The 18,664-nt window shown below is 66.9% G+C and carries 4 protein-coding genes (1 of these 4 only partly in view); 2 read left to right on the top strand and 2 right to left on the bottom strand.

The window, feature by feature from the left end; all coding sequences use genetic code 11:
• Window positions 1–19: 19 nt before the first annotated feature.
• Window positions 20–1,807 carry a glycoside hydrolase family 15 protein gene (locus tag AC5Y49_RS08710; RefSeq protein ID WP_499885945.1) on the bottom strand — a complete coding sequence of 596 codons (1,788 nt, stop codon included), beginning with the start codon at window positions 1,805–1,807 and terminating at the stop codon, window positions 20–22.
• A 60-nt stretch (window positions 1,808–1,867) separates the two neighbouring features.
• Here AC5Y49_RS08710 and AC5Y49_RS08705 point away from each other — a divergent pair, with 60 nt between their 5' ends.
• Both AC5Y49_RS08705 and AC5Y49_RS08700 read left to right on the top strand, forming a co-directional pair.
• Window positions 1,868–2,980 carry an enolase C-terminal domain-like protein gene (locus AC5Y49_RS08705; RefSeq protein ID WP_499885941.1) on the top strand — a complete coding sequence of 371 codons (1,113 nt, stop codon included), beginning with the start codon at window positions 1,868–1,870 and terminating at the stop codon, window positions 2,978–2,980.
• Window positions 2,981–3,147: 167 nt separating this feature from the next.
• A complete protein-coding gene (locus tag AC5Y49_RS08700; RefSeq protein WP_499885939.1) occupies window positions 3,148–4,878 on the top strand; it encodes a DUF7159 family protein in 1,731 nt (576 codons plus the stop codon).
• Between the two features lie 16 nt (window positions 4,879–4,894).
• Here AC5Y49_RS08700 and AC5Y49_RS08695 read toward each other — a convergent pair whose 3' ends face one another.
• Window positions 4,895–18,664, bottom strand: partial view of a non-ribosomal peptide synthase/polyketide synthase gene (locus tag AC5Y49_RS08695; protein WP_499885938.1) — the end only. Its footprint extends 17,406 nt past the window's final position; the window shows 13,770 of its 31,176 coding nt (coding positions 17,407–31,176); its start codon lies beyond the right edge, outside the window; its stop codon occupies window positions 4,895–4,897.

Raw genomic sequence — 18,664 nt, 5'->3', positions numbered from 1 at the left:
GATTGACGGCAAACCATCGCTACCTGCCAGTCCCGGTGCCGACCGACGGCCCGACCGAGTCCGCCAGCCGGTGCGCGGACTCGAACAGCAGCGCATGCACAAACGCCTGCGGGAGGTTGCCGCGCAGCTGGCGTTGGTCGACGTCGAACTCCTCGGTGAGTAAGCCGGGCGGGCCGCAGGCGGTGCGATTGCGCTCGAACCAGCGCACTGCCGCCAAGTTGTTGCCTTGCTGATGATCGGCTAGTGCCATCAGGAATCCGCAGAGCAAAAAGGCCCCTTCGGCCTGCCCGAGCGGACGCTCGTCAGGTTTGAAGCGGTACACGAACCCGTGTCGGCCCAGGTCGTTGCGCACTGCTTCGAGGGTGGCAACGCTGCGCGGGTCGTGGGGCGGTATCGCCCCGCGGATCGCCGGAAGCAGCAATGCCGAGTCGACCCGCGAATCATCCGGCGCCCGTTGCCATCTGCCCGACGGGTGCAGACAGTCCGAATCGGCATCGGCGATCAGCACGTCGGCAAGCCGCTGCCACTCGGAGCCCTGCTGTCTCGGTGCTACCTCGCCGGCCCGTCGCAAGCCGGCCGCACAGATCAACCGGGAGTGCGCCCACCGCCGGTCATCGATTTCCCAGAGTCCGGCATCGGCCTCGCGCCAACGCTTCTCGATGGACTCGACCAGGGTGCGCACGGCACGCCAATGCACGCTGTCCAGCCGGTCCAGCCGTGCCGCGGCCGCCAGCAGCAGCAATGCCTCGCCGAAGGCGTCCAGCTGGAACTGGTCGGTCACCCAGTTGCCGGTCTTGACAGCCGCACCCGGATACCCCGGCAGGTCGAGGTCCTGCTCCCCGGGCACGGCGTCACCGGTAACGCAGTAGGCCGGCTTCAAGCCCGGGCCGTCGTCGAGCACCCGCTCGCTGATGAACTTAACGGCGTCGTCGAGAAGCGGGTAGCCGCCTGCAGCGGCGACAGCTTGCCCGACGTAGCACTGGTCGCGGATCCAGCAATAGCGGTAGTCATAGTTGCGGCCCTGCTCAGCCCGCTCCGGCAGCGACATCGTCGCCGCGGCGACCATCCCTCCCCCGCTGCTGGTCAGGCCGCGCAGCACCGCATACGCGGTCCGGGTGTCGAGGTCCGCGATAGTGCCGGAAAATTCTGGAACAGCTTGCATCCAGGCATGTTCGGTGTCGCGCCAAGCATCGTTGGGCCGCACCACATCGGACGCCAACTCCTCGTCGGACAGTTCCAGCACCAGGTCGTGATCCGTGCCGGGGCTGGCTTCGACGACCGCCTCCAGCGCCCCGTCGTCGCCGCGCCGAGCGCCGCCGGCGCCAACCCAGCGGAAGCGGTGCGGCCCCGAGCGGCCGGTCCAGACTCCGTCGCTGCAGGACAAGTCACGGATGCCCTTAGCGCCGAACTCCGCGCGCAGATCGAGTCTGATCCGCATCCGGGTGGGCCGATCGAGGGCGCGAATGCGCCGAAGTATCACCGCGGTGTGCGGGTCGCCGGGAAATGCGAGCGCCTCGCGGCATTCGACGATCCCATCCGTGGTCACCCACCGTGACCGCCAGATCAGCGACCGGTGTTCGTATCGGCCGCCCCAGACGTAGCGCGGGTGATCCGGCGAGACGGAGTAGACGCCGCCACCGCCCAGCAATGAACTGAACACCGCGGGACTGTCCCAGCGCGGCAGACACATCCAGCAGCAATCACCGCGCGGCCCAACAACAATTCCCCGTTCTCCGTCGGCCAGCAACGCGTATTCCCGAAGTACATGCGGCGCAAGCTGTTCAGCCAGCAGTGGTTCGTTTGCCATAGTTCCTTTCATTTCGCCACGTCGGGCATACCCGGTTTGCGTTGCGGGTAGTCACCGAGCATGCCTTCGCGTGCCGGCTCAGTAATCCCTGTCGAATCCGTCGATGCTTCGGCCTACTCGATTCCCACCGACGCCCCGGAATCGGACGGCACCCTGACGTGGGATTCGACGACTCTCGTACTGGTGACAGTGCGGGCCGGCGGCCAAGTCGGCACCGGCTACACCTACGGCGGCACAGCCGTGGTGACCGTGGTCCAGTCCAAGCTGGCCGACGTGGTCAAGGGCGCAGACGCGCTGCAGCCGCCGGCCCGCTGGGCCGAGATGCAACACGCGGTGCGCAATTTGGGTAAACCGGGCGTAGTCGCCGAGGCCATCTCAGCGGTCGACGTCGCGCTGTGGGACTTGCGATCCCGGCTACTCGACGAACCACTCGCGGTGGCGCTCGGCGCCGTGCACGACGCCACACCGGTCTACGGCAGCGGCGGATTCACCTCCTACGACAACGACACCCTTCGCGAGCAGCTGTCCGGATGGGTCGGCGCCGGAATACCGCGGGTCAAGATGAAGGTCGGCCGCGACCCAGGCGCCGACACCGGCAGGGTGGCCGCGGCCCGCTCGGCGATCGGCGACTCGGCGGAACTTTTTGTCGACGCCAACGGGGCCTACAACCGCAAGCAAGCACTGCTGTGGGCGCACCGCTTCGCCGAATACGACGTGCGCTGGTTCGAAGAGCCGCTGACCTCCGATGACCTCGACGGCCTGCGGCAGCTCTGCGAGCAGGGCCCCGGCGGGATGGACATCACCGCCGGCGAATACGGCTACCACCTGCCGTATTTCCACCAGATGCTGGCAGCGGGCGCCGTGGACTGCTTACAGGCCGACGTCACGCGCGCGCTGGGAATCACCGGCGTGCTCAAGGTCGCCGCGTTGTGCGACGCACGCGGCATGGACCTGTCGCTGCATTGCGCGCCGCAGATCAGCGCGCACGTCGGAACGGCGATATGGCACCTGCGGCATCTGGAGTACTTCCATGATCATGTGCGGATCGAAGGCATGGCGTTCGACGGGACGATCGACCCTGAGCCGGACGGGGCGCTACATCCGGACCGGACCGCCCCCGGTCACGGATTGACCGTCAAAGAGGCCGACCTGCAGCAGTTCCGCGTGGCCTGACACCCGTCGGGATTCAGCCTTCTGGCTCATAGCCAGTTCACAGCCTGCACTCATCTGGGCGGCGTAACGTCACACGTTGTTAGTTCGACAAAGTATGTAGATGGCGGCCCGTGCGGTGCGCTCCTCCGCCCAGACCGTGGCTTGGTGGCGAAGAATTTGGAGGAGAAGTGGACATTGTCCTCGGGGTATCGATGGCACCCAGCACGATCCGCATGGTGCTGGTCGAGGGTGACAATGCCGACGGTGTCACGGTCGAGGAAGACCACTTCGATGTCGCGGCCGCCGCCACGCTCAGCAGCTCTGACCAGGTGATCTCGGCCATTGTGGGCACGCGCGAAGCCGCGACCGCAGGCGGCTACCGGTTGGCCTCGACGGGCGTCACCTGGACCAACCCCGTCGACGCGGCCGCACTGCGCGAGGCACTGGCCGCCCGCAAGATCGAGAACGTCATGTTGGTCTCGGCGTTTCTGGCTGCGGCCGCACTGACTCAAACGGTCGGCCAGGCGATCGGTTACCAGCACACCGCGATGCTGTTCGTCGAACCGCAGACCGCAACGCTGGCCGTTGTTGATGCCTCCGACGGTTCGGTCACCGACGTGTACCGGCGGCCGCTGCGCAGCACCGACATGGCCGGCGAGCTCGCGGCAATGATCGCCGATCTGGACGGATCGGCGACCCGCCCGGAGGGCTTGTTCGTGGTGGGCTGTGGCGTCGATATCGCACCGATCAAGCCGGTGTTGGAGTCGGCGACCTGGCTTCCGGTAAGCGCACCCGAGGAGCCTGGCACGGCGCTGGCCCGCGGGGCGGCGCTGGCGTCCGCCAACGCGCCGTTGTTCGCATCGTCGACCGCGGCTTTGGCGTATGCGCAGGATCCCGGTACTGGTCGGGTGGACCCGTATGCCGTCGCCCCCGGTTACCTCGACCTGCCGATTGCCCGGGCCGGTGTTGAGCTAGGCGAAGAGGACATTGCGTACAGTGCGGTGGTCGACGACGACGCCGATACCACTGTGCTGTCCGAGGACGGCGGTCTCGACGAACCCCGGTCGGGGCGGCGGCCGCTGCTGCTGGTCGTTAGCGGATTGGCCGTCGTCTTCGTTATCGCGGCCTTGGCGCTGGAAGTCGCGCTGGCACTGGGCGTCCGGCCGACCGTTGCGCTGTTGCCCAACCCGGTGCAACAACTCATTGCGCCCACCGAGCAGCCGCCTGCGCCGCCCGCGCCGGCGGCTTCGCAGCCGCAACCGCAGGCGGTTCACATGACCGCACCACCCGCTCCGGCGGCACCGCCCGCGCCGGTTGATCCCGTCGCGCCGCCACCGGTTCCGAAGCCGGCGCTCGCGCCTCCGCCACTTCCGGACGCCGCGTCCGTGCCGGTTCCTGCCGCGGTCCCGGTGCCCGTGCCGGTACCGGTCCGGGTGCCCGCGCCGCCAATTCACGTGGCGGTTCCGCGGCCGATCCAGGCGCCGATTGCCCAGCCGCCGCTACCACCTGTCCATCTGCCGACACCCCCGCTACATCTGCCGACGCCGCCCGCCAACCCGCCGACCCCGCCGGCACACATTCCGACGCCGCCAGTGCAGGCGCCCACCCCGCCCGTTGAATTTCCGAAACCGCCTACCCAGGTACCGACGTCACCGCCCTGGCAACTACCGTCGCCGCCCTGGCAGCACCCTGCGCCCCCGGTTCAGGCGCCCACGCCACCGGTGAACATCCCGGCGCCGGAGCCGCCGATGCGCTTGCCGTTTCCACAGGCACCGCAATTCCCTCGGATGCCGGCTCCGCAGGCGCCCCGGCTGCCCACCATGCCCGCTCCGCAATTCCCTCGGATGCCCACTCCGGCCGCCCCGGCAATGCCGGCGATGCCGCACTTCAACTTCCCGACGCCGTCGTTCCGGTTCTAGCGCCGCGGGACCGAGGCTAGGTTTGCAGCAACAGCTTGAGTCGTTTGGCATACGCGTTGAGCGGTTCGCTATCCAACATCTCATGATGCGCACAGTCCACCGACTGCTCGGTGATGTCCCCGGCGACATACGGGCGCCAGCTCTGCAGCTTGGATGCACCGTTCCCATTTCCGTTTCGGGTGGCGGAGAAGAGGAACATGTCACCGTCAAACACAGCAGGCACATGCTCTAACAGATGCATCCGGTTGGCGTTAGCGCTTTCCACGATGAACTTCAGCAGTGGTCGCGGCGGCAGAGGATATTCCGCCTCCTCCTGTTGGTGAATTAATTCCTCCACTTGGCGATAGGTCAGCGGTTCAGGCTGGGCCGGAATCGGTATCCGATTGCTCCGCAAGATGCGATCCAGCAGGCGACTCTCGTCTACGGCGCCATTGCTGGTGGCCTTTCCGCTCCCGTTCGACGCGGCATCGAGCAGGACAAGACGTCGGACTACGCATCCGCGTCGACGAAGCTCGATGGCAAGCTCGTGGGCGACCACGCCGCCAAAAGACCAGCCGAGGATGTTATAGGGCCCGGTCGGATAAACCGCTTGGAGCCGGTCGGCATAGTTTTGCGCCATCTCACGAATCGACCCGGCATCAGGCTCGCCATTTTGCTGGGCTTGTTGAATGCCGATGATCGGGCAGTCCAGATAATCGCCCAGCGCCCGATACCGCCAGCTCAGCCCGAGACCGTCATGGATACAGCACAGCGGGACGCCGGTACCTTTCCGGAGGATCTGAACTGGTGCCACTTCCACCGACCTGGCCCGGCTGCCCATCTGCCGGCTCAAACTTCTCACCGAGGGCGCGTCGAACAACGTGCGCACCGCGACGTCGGTATCCAGCGCAATGTTGATCGCGGCGATCAGGCGCATCGCTGAAATGCTGTCGCCACCCAGGTCGAAGAATGAGTCGTCGACGCCGACCCGCTCGAGACCGAGTACCTGGGCATACGTGGCGGCCAGGATTTCTTCGGTCCGGTTAGCCGGAGCGCGATACGTCGTCGCGGTGTATTCGGGTGCCGGCAACGCACGGTTGTCGAGTTTGCCGTTCGGGGTCAGCGGCAGCGCCTGCAACGCCACCACCGCCGCCGGCACCATGTAGGCCGGTAGCCGTTGCGTCAGTTGACTGCGCGCCTCGGCCGGGTCGGCGTTGCCGGTCACGTAGCCGACGAGCCGTTTATCGCCGGGGCGGTCCTCACGGGCGACCACCACCGCCTGATCCACCCCATCGAGGGCGTTGAGGGCCGCCTGGACTTCGCCGAGTTCGATGCGGTAGCCGCGGACCTTGACCTGCTCGTCGGCGCGCCCCGCATACTGCAGCTGACCATCCGAACCCCAACGCACCAGATCCCCGGTGCGATACATCCGTTGCCCGGACTCCCCGAACGGGCAAGCCACAAACCGCGACGCCGTCAACGAATTCCGGCCTACATAGCCGCGCGCCACCCCGGCGCCGGCCACGTACAACTCGCCGACCACACCGGCCGGCACCGGCCGCAACCACCCATCCAAGACAAACAACGCCGCCTCCGGCACCGGCGAACCGATCGGCACCGTGTCCAACCCCGCGGTCAACGGCGCGCTGATCGCCACACACATCGTGGTCTCGGTGGGGCCGTAAGCATTGACCATCACCCGGCCCGGCGCCCACTGATCCACCACCTCGACCGGACAGGGCTCACCGGCCATCACCAGCGCCGTCGACTCCAATCTCTGTTGCGGCAACGCCGCAACCGCCGACGGAGTCTGGGTCAGCACACTGACGTGCTCGGCAACCAGCACATCGTGCAACTCGTGCGGCGAGCGCGCTACCGCGTCGGGCACGATCACCAGCCGCCCGCCACCCAACAGCGCGCCGAAGATCTCCCACACCGAAACATCGAAGGCCAGCGAATGACACTGCGACCACACCCTGGCCGCCGGCAAGCCGGCATCCAACGACGCCAATAGTTGCATCACATTGCGATGGGTGACCGCGACGCCCTTGGGCACCCCGGTGGTGCCGGAGGTGTAGATCACATACGCGGCGTCATCAGGGTCCGGGACCGGCAGTGCCGTGCCCGGCGGGGTGTCAACAGCATCATCGACATCCACGACCACGACGCCGAATTCGTCGAGTCGGTCAGCCAACTCGGCGGTGGTGATCACCGCCACCGGCGCAGCATCGCCGAGCATGAACCCGACCCGCGCCGCGGGCAGCGTCGGATCGATCGGCAGATACGCCGCCCCGCTTTCGAGCACCGCCAACATCGCCACGATCGCGTCGACTGAGCGCGACAACAGCAAGCCCACGCACTGTCCCGGGCCCGCGCCGTGACTGGCCAACACGTGCGCCAGCCGGTTCGACGCCTCGGCGAGCTCTCGATACGTGATCGACTCCCCCTGGCACGTCACTGCGACCGCATCGGCGGTGCGGGCCAGCTGCTCGGCCAACAACTCCGGAATCGACATCGGCGCGCTCGTCGAGTGAGCCAACACCGCCCGGTTCCCGATCTCATCCAGCCGGGCATGCTCGGCCGCATCGAGTACATCCACCGACGCCAACGGGCGGGTCGGATCGGCCGTCATGGCCGTCAACACCCGCTGCAACCGCCCGATCAACGCGTCGATGCCGGAGGCGTCGAACACATCGGTGTCGTATTCGACGCGCAGCCCCAGTTCCCGACCCGGCTGGGCCTGCACCGTCAACGGGTAATGGTTGTATTCGGAGATGGTGGAGTCGGTGACGGCTAACTCGTTGTCGCCCAACAACGCACCGGTGTCAATCGGATAGTTCTCGTAGGCGAAAAGCGTGTCGAACAGCTTCTCCTGACCGGTGACGCGGTGGATCTCGCTGAGCGCCAGATGATGATGCTCGAACGTGTCGTTGTACGCGCCTTGCAACTGATCCAGCAGATCTGCGGTGGTAGTTGCCGACGTGATGCGAGCCCGTACCGGCACCGTGTTGATCAACAACCCGACCATCGATTCGACACCGGCCAACTCGGCCGGCCGACCCGAGACCGTGGTGCCGAACGCGACATCGTGCTGACCGGTCAATGACGCGAGCAGCAGCGCCCAGGCGCTCTGCAGTACGACGTTGACAGTGGTTTGACGCGACCGGGCCAACTCGCTGAGCGCGTGGGTGGTCTCGGCGGGCACCCGACCCGCGATGACGCCGCGGGCACCCAGTCGCCGTGGGTGCGGGGGGCCGACCAATGTGGGGGCGTCAAAGCCGGCGAACGCCTCGGCCCAGGCGGCGCGGGCGGCATCGAGGTCCCGGCCGGCCAGCCAGGTAAGGAATGTCCGATACGAGACCGTCGCCGGCAGCGGCTGCCCGGTGAAGCTCGCGAATATCTCACCCAACAGGATCGGCAGCGACCAGCCGTCGAGCACGACGTGGTGAATTGTCAGTACCAACCGGTGCCGGTTGGCTGCGGTGCGAATCACAGCCGCGCGCATGGCCGGTTGGTCGGCGAGGTCGTAAACCGCGGCACGCTCTGCGGCGCAAAGCTGTTGGATCTGCTCATCGCCGTCGAGGTCTTCGTCGTCGAGTTCGACGTAGCGCCACGCCACCGCGGGATCATCCGGGATGATCTGCACCGGCGCGTCGAAGTGTCGGCAGAACCGGGCCACCAGGTTCGGGTGCCGCTTGGCCGCGGTGTCCATCGCATCGCGCAGCCGGTTGCTGTCGAGCCGACCGCTCAGCGCGACGTTCAGCTGCACCGCATAGAGGTCGTCCTCGCTGTCCTGTGCGGTGGCGTGAAACAGCAGGCCCTGCTGCAACGGTGTCAACGGCAAGATATCGGCGACGTCATAGTTGTGTTGCAGCTCGTCGATCTCGCGTTGGCTGAGCCGCGCCGGCGCGATGTCCGACGGGGTCAGCCCGCCGCCACCGGCTCGCACATGCGCGCAGATACCGGTCAAAGCCTCAAACCACAGTTGGCTCAACCGGCTGATCTGCGCTTCATCGAGCGCCGAGACCGCCCATGCCCAGTCGGCGTGGAGATGCGGACCCGCCTGGGTGTCGACGGTGCCGGCGTTGAGTTCCACGGTGTGCATCAGCGGCATCGATGTCGCCGTCGCGGCGCCGGTGATCGAGGAGCCGTCCGGGCAGATTCGCCAGCCGTCCCCAGTCTCGCCGGCCGCCGCGCCCGAACGCCCGAAGTAGTTGAACCCGATCAGCGGGTCGGAGCCGCCCAGATCGACTTCGGCGTTCACATAGCGCAGCACACCGTAAGTCAGGCCGTCGGGCAGGGCGCGAAGCTGCTCTTTGGCGTCTTTGATCACCGTTCCCAGCGCCGCCTCGCCGGCGACCACCTGTGCCCAGGACAGCCCGCCAAGAGCCAGCGACACCGGGTATTTCGCGGTGAACCAACCCACCGTGTGAGACAAGTCGATATTGGAGCCCAATTCCTCACGGCGGCCGTGGCTCTCGACGTCAATGCCGATCGGGGCGTTGCCGTTGCCGGAAAACTCGGCCACCGCCAACCCGAACGCAATCAGCAGAATGTCGTGTATCCCGGCGCGAAACGCCACGGGCACCTCGGCCAGCAGCATCCTGGTGGTCTCAACGTCATCCAGCGACACCGACAGGTGCCCCGCGGTGGCATACGTGTCGGTTTCGGGCCGCACAGCGGGCAAGGCTGTCGGCGTCGCCGCCACCTGCCGCCAGATCTGCTCTGCGGCCACTACTTCCGGTGTCCGAGCGTACTCACGCAGAATCGCCGCCCACCGGGCAAACGATGTGCCGGTTGACCGCAATGCCACCGGCTGTCCGCTGTGCTGCTGAGCCCAGGCGATATTGAGGTCCTCCAACAGGATCCACCACGACACCGCATCGACGGCCAAGTGGTGAACAGTCAGCACCAGCTGACCGCGGTCGGCTACCCACAGCGCGCTGAGCATCACCCCGGCGGTCGGGTTCAACCGCGACCGCGCGTCAATCACTGCCGCATCCGACAACTCCTGCACCGACTGCAGGCAGCTGCGAGCATCCACCGTCCCCGGCTCAGGCACCGTCAGTGACCAGCCACCGGCCTCGTCGCGGTCGACGCGCAGCCGCAACATGGCATGGCGATCCAGCAAGGCCTGCAACACAATCAGTACGTCGGCCTCGTCGACGCCGGCGGGGGCCTGCAGCGCCATCGTCTGGTTGAACTGCTCGACCGGACCATCCACGCTTTCCAGCCACCGGATGATCGGAGTGGCCGCCACTTCGCCGACGCCGTCATCACCGTCGTCAATGCCGCCGTCGGACACCGCGGCCACTACCGCCAGCCTTGCCACCGTTTGCTCGACGAAAACATCGCGCGGCCGACACGTCAGGCCTGCGGCGCGGGCCAGCGTCACCACCTGCATCGACAAAATGCTGTCCCCGCCCAGCTCGAAGAACGAGTCGTCGACGCCGACGCGCTCCAGCCCCAACACCTGGGCATAGATGCCGGCCAGAATCTCCTCAATTGCGTTGCCCGGAGCGCGATACCGGTCGGCGTCGCGATACTCCGGGGCGGGCAGCGCGCGGGCGTCGAGTTTGCCGTTGGGCGTCAACGGCAGAGCATCCAACACCACCACAGCGACCGGCACCATGTAGGCCGGCAACCGCTGCGCCAGCGCGCGGCGCGCCTGGGCCGGGTCGGCAGTCCCGGTCACATAACCCACCAGGCGTTTGTCGCCGGGCCGGTCCTCGCGCGCGATCACCACCGCCTGCTGCACGCCGTCTACCGCGTACAAGGCTGCCTGGACTTCGCCGAGTTCGATGCGGTAGCCGCGGATCTTGACCTGCTCGTCGGCGCGCCCCAAATACTGCAGCTGCCCATCGCTGCCCCACCGCGCCAAATCCCCGGTGCGATACATCCGTTCGCCGGGCTCCCCGAACGGGCAGGCCACAAAGCGCGATGCCGTTAACGGACCCCGACGCACGTACCCGCAGCCGACCCCGGCACCGGCCACGTACAACTCGCCGACCACACCGGAGGCCACTGGCCGCAACCAGTTGTCCAACACAAACAAGGCGGCGCCCGGCACCGGTGAACCGATCGGCACCACCGCCGACCCCGCGGTCAACGGCGCACTGATCGCCACGCACATCGTCGTCTCGGTCGGGCCGTAGGCGTTGACCATCACCCGGCCCGGCGCCCACCGTTCCACCACCTCGGCCGGGCAGGGCTCCCCGGCCACCATGAGCGTCGCCGCGTCCAGCCCGTCAGGGGCCAACATTCCTACGGCAGAAGGGGTTTGGGTGATCATGGTGACCTGCTCGGCAACCAGTAACTCCGAAAGGTCTTTCGGTGAGCGTGCTACCTCCTCGGGCGCCACCACGAGGCGCCCGCCGTGTAAGAGTGCGCCGAAGATCTCCCATGCCGAAACGTCGAAGACCAGCGAATGACACTGCGACCATACCCCGGTCACCGGCAGGCCGGCGTCCAGCGTCGCCAACAGTTGGACGACGTTGTGGTGAGCGATCGCGACGCCTTTGGGCACCCCGGTAGTGCCTGAGGTGTAGATGATGTAGGCGATGTCCCGTGGGTCCGGCACCGGTGGTGCTGTGTTGAGCTGGGCGTCGATAGCGAGCTCATCGACATCGATCACCGCAATGTCAACGAACCCATCGAATCGCCCAGCAAGTTCAGCGGTGGTAACCGCAGCGATCGGCGCGGCATCCTCGAGCATGAACCCGATCCGCGCCGCCGGCAGTGCCGGGTCGATCGGCAGGTAGGCCGCTCCGCTCTTCAGCACCGCCATGATCGCCACGATCGCCTCAGCCGAACGTGAGGACAGCAGCGCCACGCACTGTCCCGGACCGGCTCCGTGACTGACCAACAGCTGCGCTAACCGGTTGGCGGCCTCATCGAGTTCCCGGTACGTCAATGACCGGCCCTGGCACGTCACCGCCACCGTCTCCGGGACTCGAGCCACCTGCTGTGCGAACAACATCGGAATCGACACTGGTGCCGGCGAATTCGCGGTCAACGCAGCCCGGTTCCCCAGGTCATCAAGCCGGTCGTGCTCAGCCTGGTCGAGCAGGTCCATCGATGACAACGACCGTGTCGGATCGGCCGTCATGGCCATCAGCACACGGCGCAACCGCTCCGCGAGCGTCTCGATACTGGGAGCGTCGAACACATCGGTGCGGAATTCCACCCTGCCGCCGATCCCGGCGGGCTCACCGTCCTCGCTCCACCGTTCGGCCAGCGAAAACACCAAATCCATGCGAGCCGACTGGGTATCGGTCGGCATCGACGTGACGTGCAGGTCGCCCAGGGCAGGCCCGGCGGCGGCATCATCGCTGCGCCCGCCGAAGTTCTGCCAGGCCAACATCACCTGCACGAGCGGATGATGGGCCAGGGACCGAGTCGGGTTGAGCCGCTCCACCAGCACCTCGAAAGGCACGTCTTGATGCTCGTAGGCGGCCAGACTGCGCGACCGCACCTGCGCCAGCAGCTCGGCGAAGCTGGGATCACCCGTCACATCGACCCGCAGCACCAACGTATTGACGAAAAAGCCCACCAGCTCGTCGAGTGCCGGATCACGACGGCCAGCGATCGGGAAGCCAACTGCCACATCAGAATTCATGCTGACGTTGGACAACAGCGCCGCCAAAGCAGCCTGCATCACCATGAAGCTGGTGGCGCTATGCTCACGGGCCACCCGGGCAACATTCTGCTGCAACTCCGCCGGCCAATCCACCGCCACAGTCGCGCCGCGCTGATCGGCCACCAGTGGGTAGGGCCGGTCGGTGGGCAACTGCAGCCGTTCGGGCATCCCGGCCAATGCCTCTTCCCAGTAGCCCAGCTGGGCGGCGATGGGACTGCTGCTGTCGTCGAGGTCACCCAACTGCGCGCGCTGCCACAGCGTGTAATCGACATACTGCACCGCCAAATCAGCCCAGCCCGGGGCTTGTCCGGCACAGCGACTGGCGTACGCCACACCCAGATCACGCACCAGCGGAGTGATCGACGAGCCGTCGGCGGCGATGTGGTGGACTACTGCCGCCAGCACGTGTTCGTCGTCGGCTATCTGGAAAAGCCTGGCCCGCAACGGAATCTCAGTGGCCAGGTCAAACGTGTGGCGTGCCGTCTCGCTGATGGCCTCAGCGAGCCGGCTGGCCGTCCACGTGCTGGCATCGACGTGCTGCCAGCCAAAGTCGGCCCGCTCGACGGGGATAACCACCTGCTGAGGCGTACCCAGCGGCGCTGGGAACAGCGTTCGCAGGCTTTCGTGACGGCCGACCACATCGGCCAATGCCGCACGCAACGCCGGGGCATCAAGCTGGCCGCGCAGCCGCAATGACACCGGGATGTTGTACACCGGTGAGGGGCCCTGCAGCTGGTCTAGGAGCCACAACCGGGTTTGGGCAAACGACAACGGGACCACCGCGGGACGCTCAACCGCCGCTATGTGCGGCAGCCGCCCCGCGCCCTCACCGACGCTGCGCGCCAACTGGGCGACCGTGGGCGCCTCGAACACGGCACGTACCGAAAGATCGCCATCCAGAGCGGCATTGATCGCCGCGATCAGGCGCATCGCCGAAATGCTGTCCCCGCCCAGATCGAAGAACGAGTCGTCGACCCCAACGCGGTTGAGTCCGAGTACCTCGGCATAGATGCCGGCCAGCGTCTCCTCGGTCGGGTTGGCCGGGGCGCGGTAATGATCGGTGTCCCGGTACTCGGGCGCCGGTAGGGCCCTGGTGTCAAGTTTGCCGTTGACCGTCAACGGCAGTGCGTCTAACGCCACTACCGCGACCGGCACCATATAGGCCGGGAGCCGCTGCGCCAGGTGGCCGCGCGCCTCGGCCGGGTCGGCGGTGCCGGTGAGATAACCGACCAGGCGTTTGTCGCCGGGGCGGTCCTCGCGGGCGATCACCACCGCCTGATCCACGCCGTCGAGGGCAGTCAGGGCTGCCTGGACTTCGCCGAGTTCGATGCGGTAGCCGCGAATCTTGACTTGCTCATCGGCGCGGCCCAGGTACAGCAACTGCCCATCAGTGCCCCAACGCACCAGATCGCCGGTGCGATACATGCGCGTCGCAGGCGCCCCGAACGGACAGGCCACAAAGCGCGACGCGGTCAATCCCCCGCGGCGCACGTACCCACACGCCACCCCGGCGCCGGCCACATACAACTCACCGGCCACCCCGGGGGGTACCGGGCGCAACCAGCCGTCCAACACGAACAACGCCGCTCCTGGCACCGGCGAACCGATCGGCACCACACCCGACCCTGCGGTCAACGAGCTGACCGACGCATACACCGTCGTCTCGGTCGGGCCGTAGCCGTTGATCATCACCCGACCGGGCGCCCACCGGTCCACCAACTCGGTCGGGCATGCCTCCGCGGCGATCACCAGCGCCGCCGAATCCAGTCCCTCGGGGGACAACATGCCTATCGCAGAAGGGGTTTGACTCAGCACGGTGACCTGTTCGGCAACCAGCAGATCGTGGAGGTTCTCCGGGGAGCGGGTCACCGCTTCGGGAACGACCACCAGCCGGCCGCCGTGCAGCAGTGCACCCCAGATCTCCCACACCGAGTAGTCGAAGGCGTAGGAGTGGCACTGCGTCCACACCTGTGCCGGCCCGAGTTCTAGCCCCGCCTCCAGTGAGTCGAACAGCCGTGTCACGTTGTGATGGGTGACCGCCACGCCTTTGGGGACTCCTGTGGTACCGGAGGTGTAGATGAAGTAGGCGATGTCGTCCGGGTTCGGCGCCGACGGCGCCGTGCTGGGCTGGATGCCGACGGCGGGGTCGTGGACATCGATGATCTCCAGCTCGTGCCCGTCGAACCGATCAGCCAAATCAGCGGTGGTGATCGCTGCGATCGGCGCGGCGTCGGCGAGCATGAATTCGATCCGGGCCGCCGGCAGGGCCGGGTCGATCGGCAGATAGGCCGCCCCGCTCTTCAGCGCCGCCAGAATCGCCACGATCGCCTCAGCGGAACGCGAAAACAGCAGCGCCACAGACTTACCCGGGCCCACCCCGCGCCCGGCCAGCAGCTGCGCCAACCTGTTGGCGGCCTCGTCCAGCTCCCGGTAGGTCAGTGACCGGCCCTCGCACGTCACCGCCACCGCCTCGGGAGCGCGGACTACCTGCTGTGCGAACAATGCCGGAATCGACACCCGCACCGCCGGTCGGGTCAACACCGCCCGGTTGCCGAGCACATCAAGCCGGGCATGCTCGCGCTCGTCGAGCAGATCCATCGACGACAACGGCTGCGCCGGATCGGCAATCATCGCCACCAACACTCGCTGCAACCGCCCGGCCAACGCCTCGATACTGGCGGCGTCGAACACATCGGCGTCGTATTCGACGCGTAGTCGTAGCTCGTGGCCCGGCTGGGCTTGCATCGTCAACGGGTAGTGGGTGGATTCGCGGCTGGTGACATCGGTGATGGCGAACTCGTGGTCACCCAGTAACGCGCCACTGTCGATCGGGTAGTTCTCGAACGCGAAAAGCGTGTCGAACAGCGTGTCCTGACCGGTGATCCGGTGGATTTCGCTAAGCGCCACGTGCTGGTGCTCAAGCGTGTCGTTGTAGGCGCCCTGCAGCTGGTCCAGCAGGTCGGCGGTGGTCGTCGACGCGGTGATGCGCGCACGCACTCCCACCGTGTTGATCAGCAGTCCCACCATCGATTCCGCACCGGCGACGTCGGCGGGCCGTCCCGAGACCGTGGTGCCGAACGCCACATCCTGTTGGCCGGTCAGCGAACTCAACAGCTGAGCCCATGCGCCCTGTAACACGATGTTGACCGTGGTATGACGCGAGCGGGCCAGTTCGGAGACGGCTTGCGTGATTTCAGCAGGCAGCCCAAAGGCTTTCACGCTTCGCGGTCCCGGCTCCATCCGGCCCTGAGGCCCAACCAACGTCGGAGCGTCAAAGCCAGCGAACACCTCGCGCCAGGCGGCGCGGGCGGCCTCGGCGTCGCGGGCGGCAAGCCAGGCGACGAAACTGCGGTACTCAGCAGCCCCGGGCAGTCGTTGCCCGTAATAGCCGGTGAAGAGTTCGCCCAACAGGATGGGCATCGACCAGCCATCGAGCACGATGTGGTGGTTAGTCAGCACCAATCGGTGGCGGTCTGCTGCGGTGCGGATCAGGACGGCCCGAAACGCCGGTTGGCTGGCGAGGTCGCAGACCGCGGCACGCTCGGCGGCGCAGAGCCGCTGGATCTGCTCATCGTGGTCGATGTCGTCCTCGTTGAGTTCGACGTAGCGCCAGGCCAATACCGGATCAGCCGGGATGACCTGTACTGGCTCGTCGAACTGTGGGCAGAACCGGGCTACCAGGTTGGGGTGCCGGTTGACCACCGTGTGCATGGCATCGCGCAGCCGGTGGGGATCGAGGGCGCCGGTGAGGCTGATGTCCAATTGCCCGGCGTACAGGTCGTCGTTGCCCCGCACAGTATTTGCGTGGAAGAGCAGACCCTCTTGCACCGCTGTCAGCGGTAGTACGTCGGCGATCCGGCCTTGCGCCTGCAGCTCGTCGATCTGGTGCTGGCTGAGCCGGGCCGGAGTGATATCGGATGGCGTCAATCCCCCGCCACCGTCTTGTACATGCGCGCAGATCCCGGCCAGCGCCTCGGACCACAACCGGCTGAGCCGGCTGATCTGCGCTTCATCGAGCGCCGACGGCGCCCACGTCCAGTTGGCATGCAGCTGCGGTCCGGATTCGGTGTCGACGGCGGCAGCGTTGAGTTCCACGGTGTGCATCAGCGGCATGGGTATTGCCGTAGCCGCGCCGGCAACCGATAGGCCGTCCGGGCCGATCTGCCACAGCTCACCGGACGATTCAGCTGCCGGGATCCCCACGCGGCCTAGATAATTGAATCCGATCGGCGGCTCGTACTCGCCAAGATCAACGTCGGTGTTCAGGTACCGCAACAGACCGTACGTCAGGCTGTCGGGCAGGGCGCGAAGCTGCTCTTTGGCGTGTTTGATCACCGCCCCCAGCGCCGCCTCGCCGGTGACGACCTGCGCCCAGGACAGCCCGCCAAGGGTGAGCGCGACGGGATATTTGGTGGTGAACCAGCCCACCGTGTGGGACAGGTCCACATTCGGGTTCAGCTCCTCGTGACGCCCATGGCCTTCGACGTCGATACCGATCGGGGCGCTGCCGTTGCCGACGAACTCGGCTACCGCCAACCCGAACGCGATCAGCAGCATGTCGTGCGTTGCGGCGTGAAATGCTGCCGGCACCTCCCCGAGCAGCATGCGGGTGATCTCGGCATCCACCGGCACCGACAGATGCCCGGCGGTGGCAAACGTGTCGGTTTCCGGCTGCACGGCAGGCAAAGCCGCCGGCGCCGCCGCCACCTGCTGCCAACTCTGCTGCTGTTCAACCACTTCCGACGTCTGAGCATGTTCACTGAGAAGCGTCGCCCACCGGGCAAACGATGTGCCGGTCGCCGGCAACACCACCTCGCGGCCTTCGCGATGCTGAGCCCACGCGGTGTTGAGCTCTTCCAACAGAATCCACCACGAAACCGCGTCAACTGCCAGGTGGTGAACGATCAACGCCAGCTGGCCGCTGCCGGTTACCCACAGTGCGCTCAGCATCACCCCGGTGCTCGGGTTCAACCGCGACCGCGCCTCAATCAGCGCCCCGTCCGACAACTCCTGCACCGACCGCAGACACTCGCGGGCGGCCACCGTCCCGGGTTCGGGCACCGTCAGCGACCAGCCACCGGCATCGTCGTGGTCGACCCGCAGCCGCAACATGGCGTGGCGATCCAGCAAGGCCTGCAACACAATCAGCACGTCGGCCTCGTCGGCCCCGGCGGGAGCCTGCAGCACCATCGTCTGGTTGAACTGGTCTACCGGACCGTCCACGCTTTCCAGCCAACGGATGATCGGGGTGGCCACCACCTGTCCGACGCCGTCGTCACCGTCGTCGATGTGGCTGTCGGCTACTTCGGCCACTCGGGCCAGCCGGGCCACGTTCTGCTCGACGAAGACGTCGCGCGGCCGACACGTCAGGCCAGCGGCGCGGGCCCGCGCCACCACCTGCATCGCCAAGATGCTGTCCCCGCCCGAGTCGAAGAATGAGTCGTCGATTCCGACTTGCTCCAACCCCAGTACCTGCGCGTAGATGCCGGCCAGGATCTCCTCGATCGCGGTGCCCGGGGCACGGTACTCACCGGCGGCGTATTCCGGTGCCGGCAGGGCGCGGGTGTCGAGTTTGCCGTTGGGCGTCAGTGGCAGCTCCGGCAGCAGCACCACCGCCGCCGGGACCATATAGGCCGGCAATCGGTCCGCCAGTCGGGAGCGAACCTGGACCGGATCGGCGGTCCCGGTCACATAGCCCACCAGCCGTTTGTCGCCGGGGCGGTCTTCGCGGGCGATCACCACCGCCTGCTGTACGCCGTCGAGCGCACTCAATGCCGTTTGAACTTCGCCGAGTTCGATGCGGTAGCCGCGGATCTTGACTTGCGCATCGGTGCGTCCCAGATACTGCAGCTGCCCATCGGTGCCCCACCGCGCCAAATCCCCGGTGCGATACATCCGTTCGCCGGCCCCGCCGAACGGGCAGGCCACAAACCGCGACGCAGTCAATCCCGCGCGTCGCACGTACCCGCACGCCAACCCGGCACCGGCGACGTACAACTCACCGACCACACCGTGCGGCGCCGGCCGTAACCACTCGTCGAGGACGAACAGTGCCGCGCCGGAGACCGGCGAACCGATTGGCACGACACCCGATCCTGCCGTCAACGGCGCGCTGATCGCCGCGTACACGGTGGCCTCGGTCGGACCGTAGGCGTTGATCATCACTCG

The organism is Mycobacterium sp. NGS62, from assembly GCF_059812285.1.
Note: the sequence above shows the minus strand (reverse complement) of the source record. Positions and strands in the feature narration are given on the sequence as shown.

Bases quoted from the DNA above. Each gene is read 5' to 3' on its own strand.
- AC5Y49_RS08710 (WP_499885945.1), bottom strand. From the start codon at position 1,807: ATGGCAAACGAACCACTGCTGGCTGAACAGCTTGCGCCGCATGTACTT.
- AC5Y49_RS08705 (WP_499885941.1), top strand. From the start codon at position 1,868: ATGCCTTCGCGTGCCGGCTCAGTAATCCCTGTCGAATCCGTCGATGCT.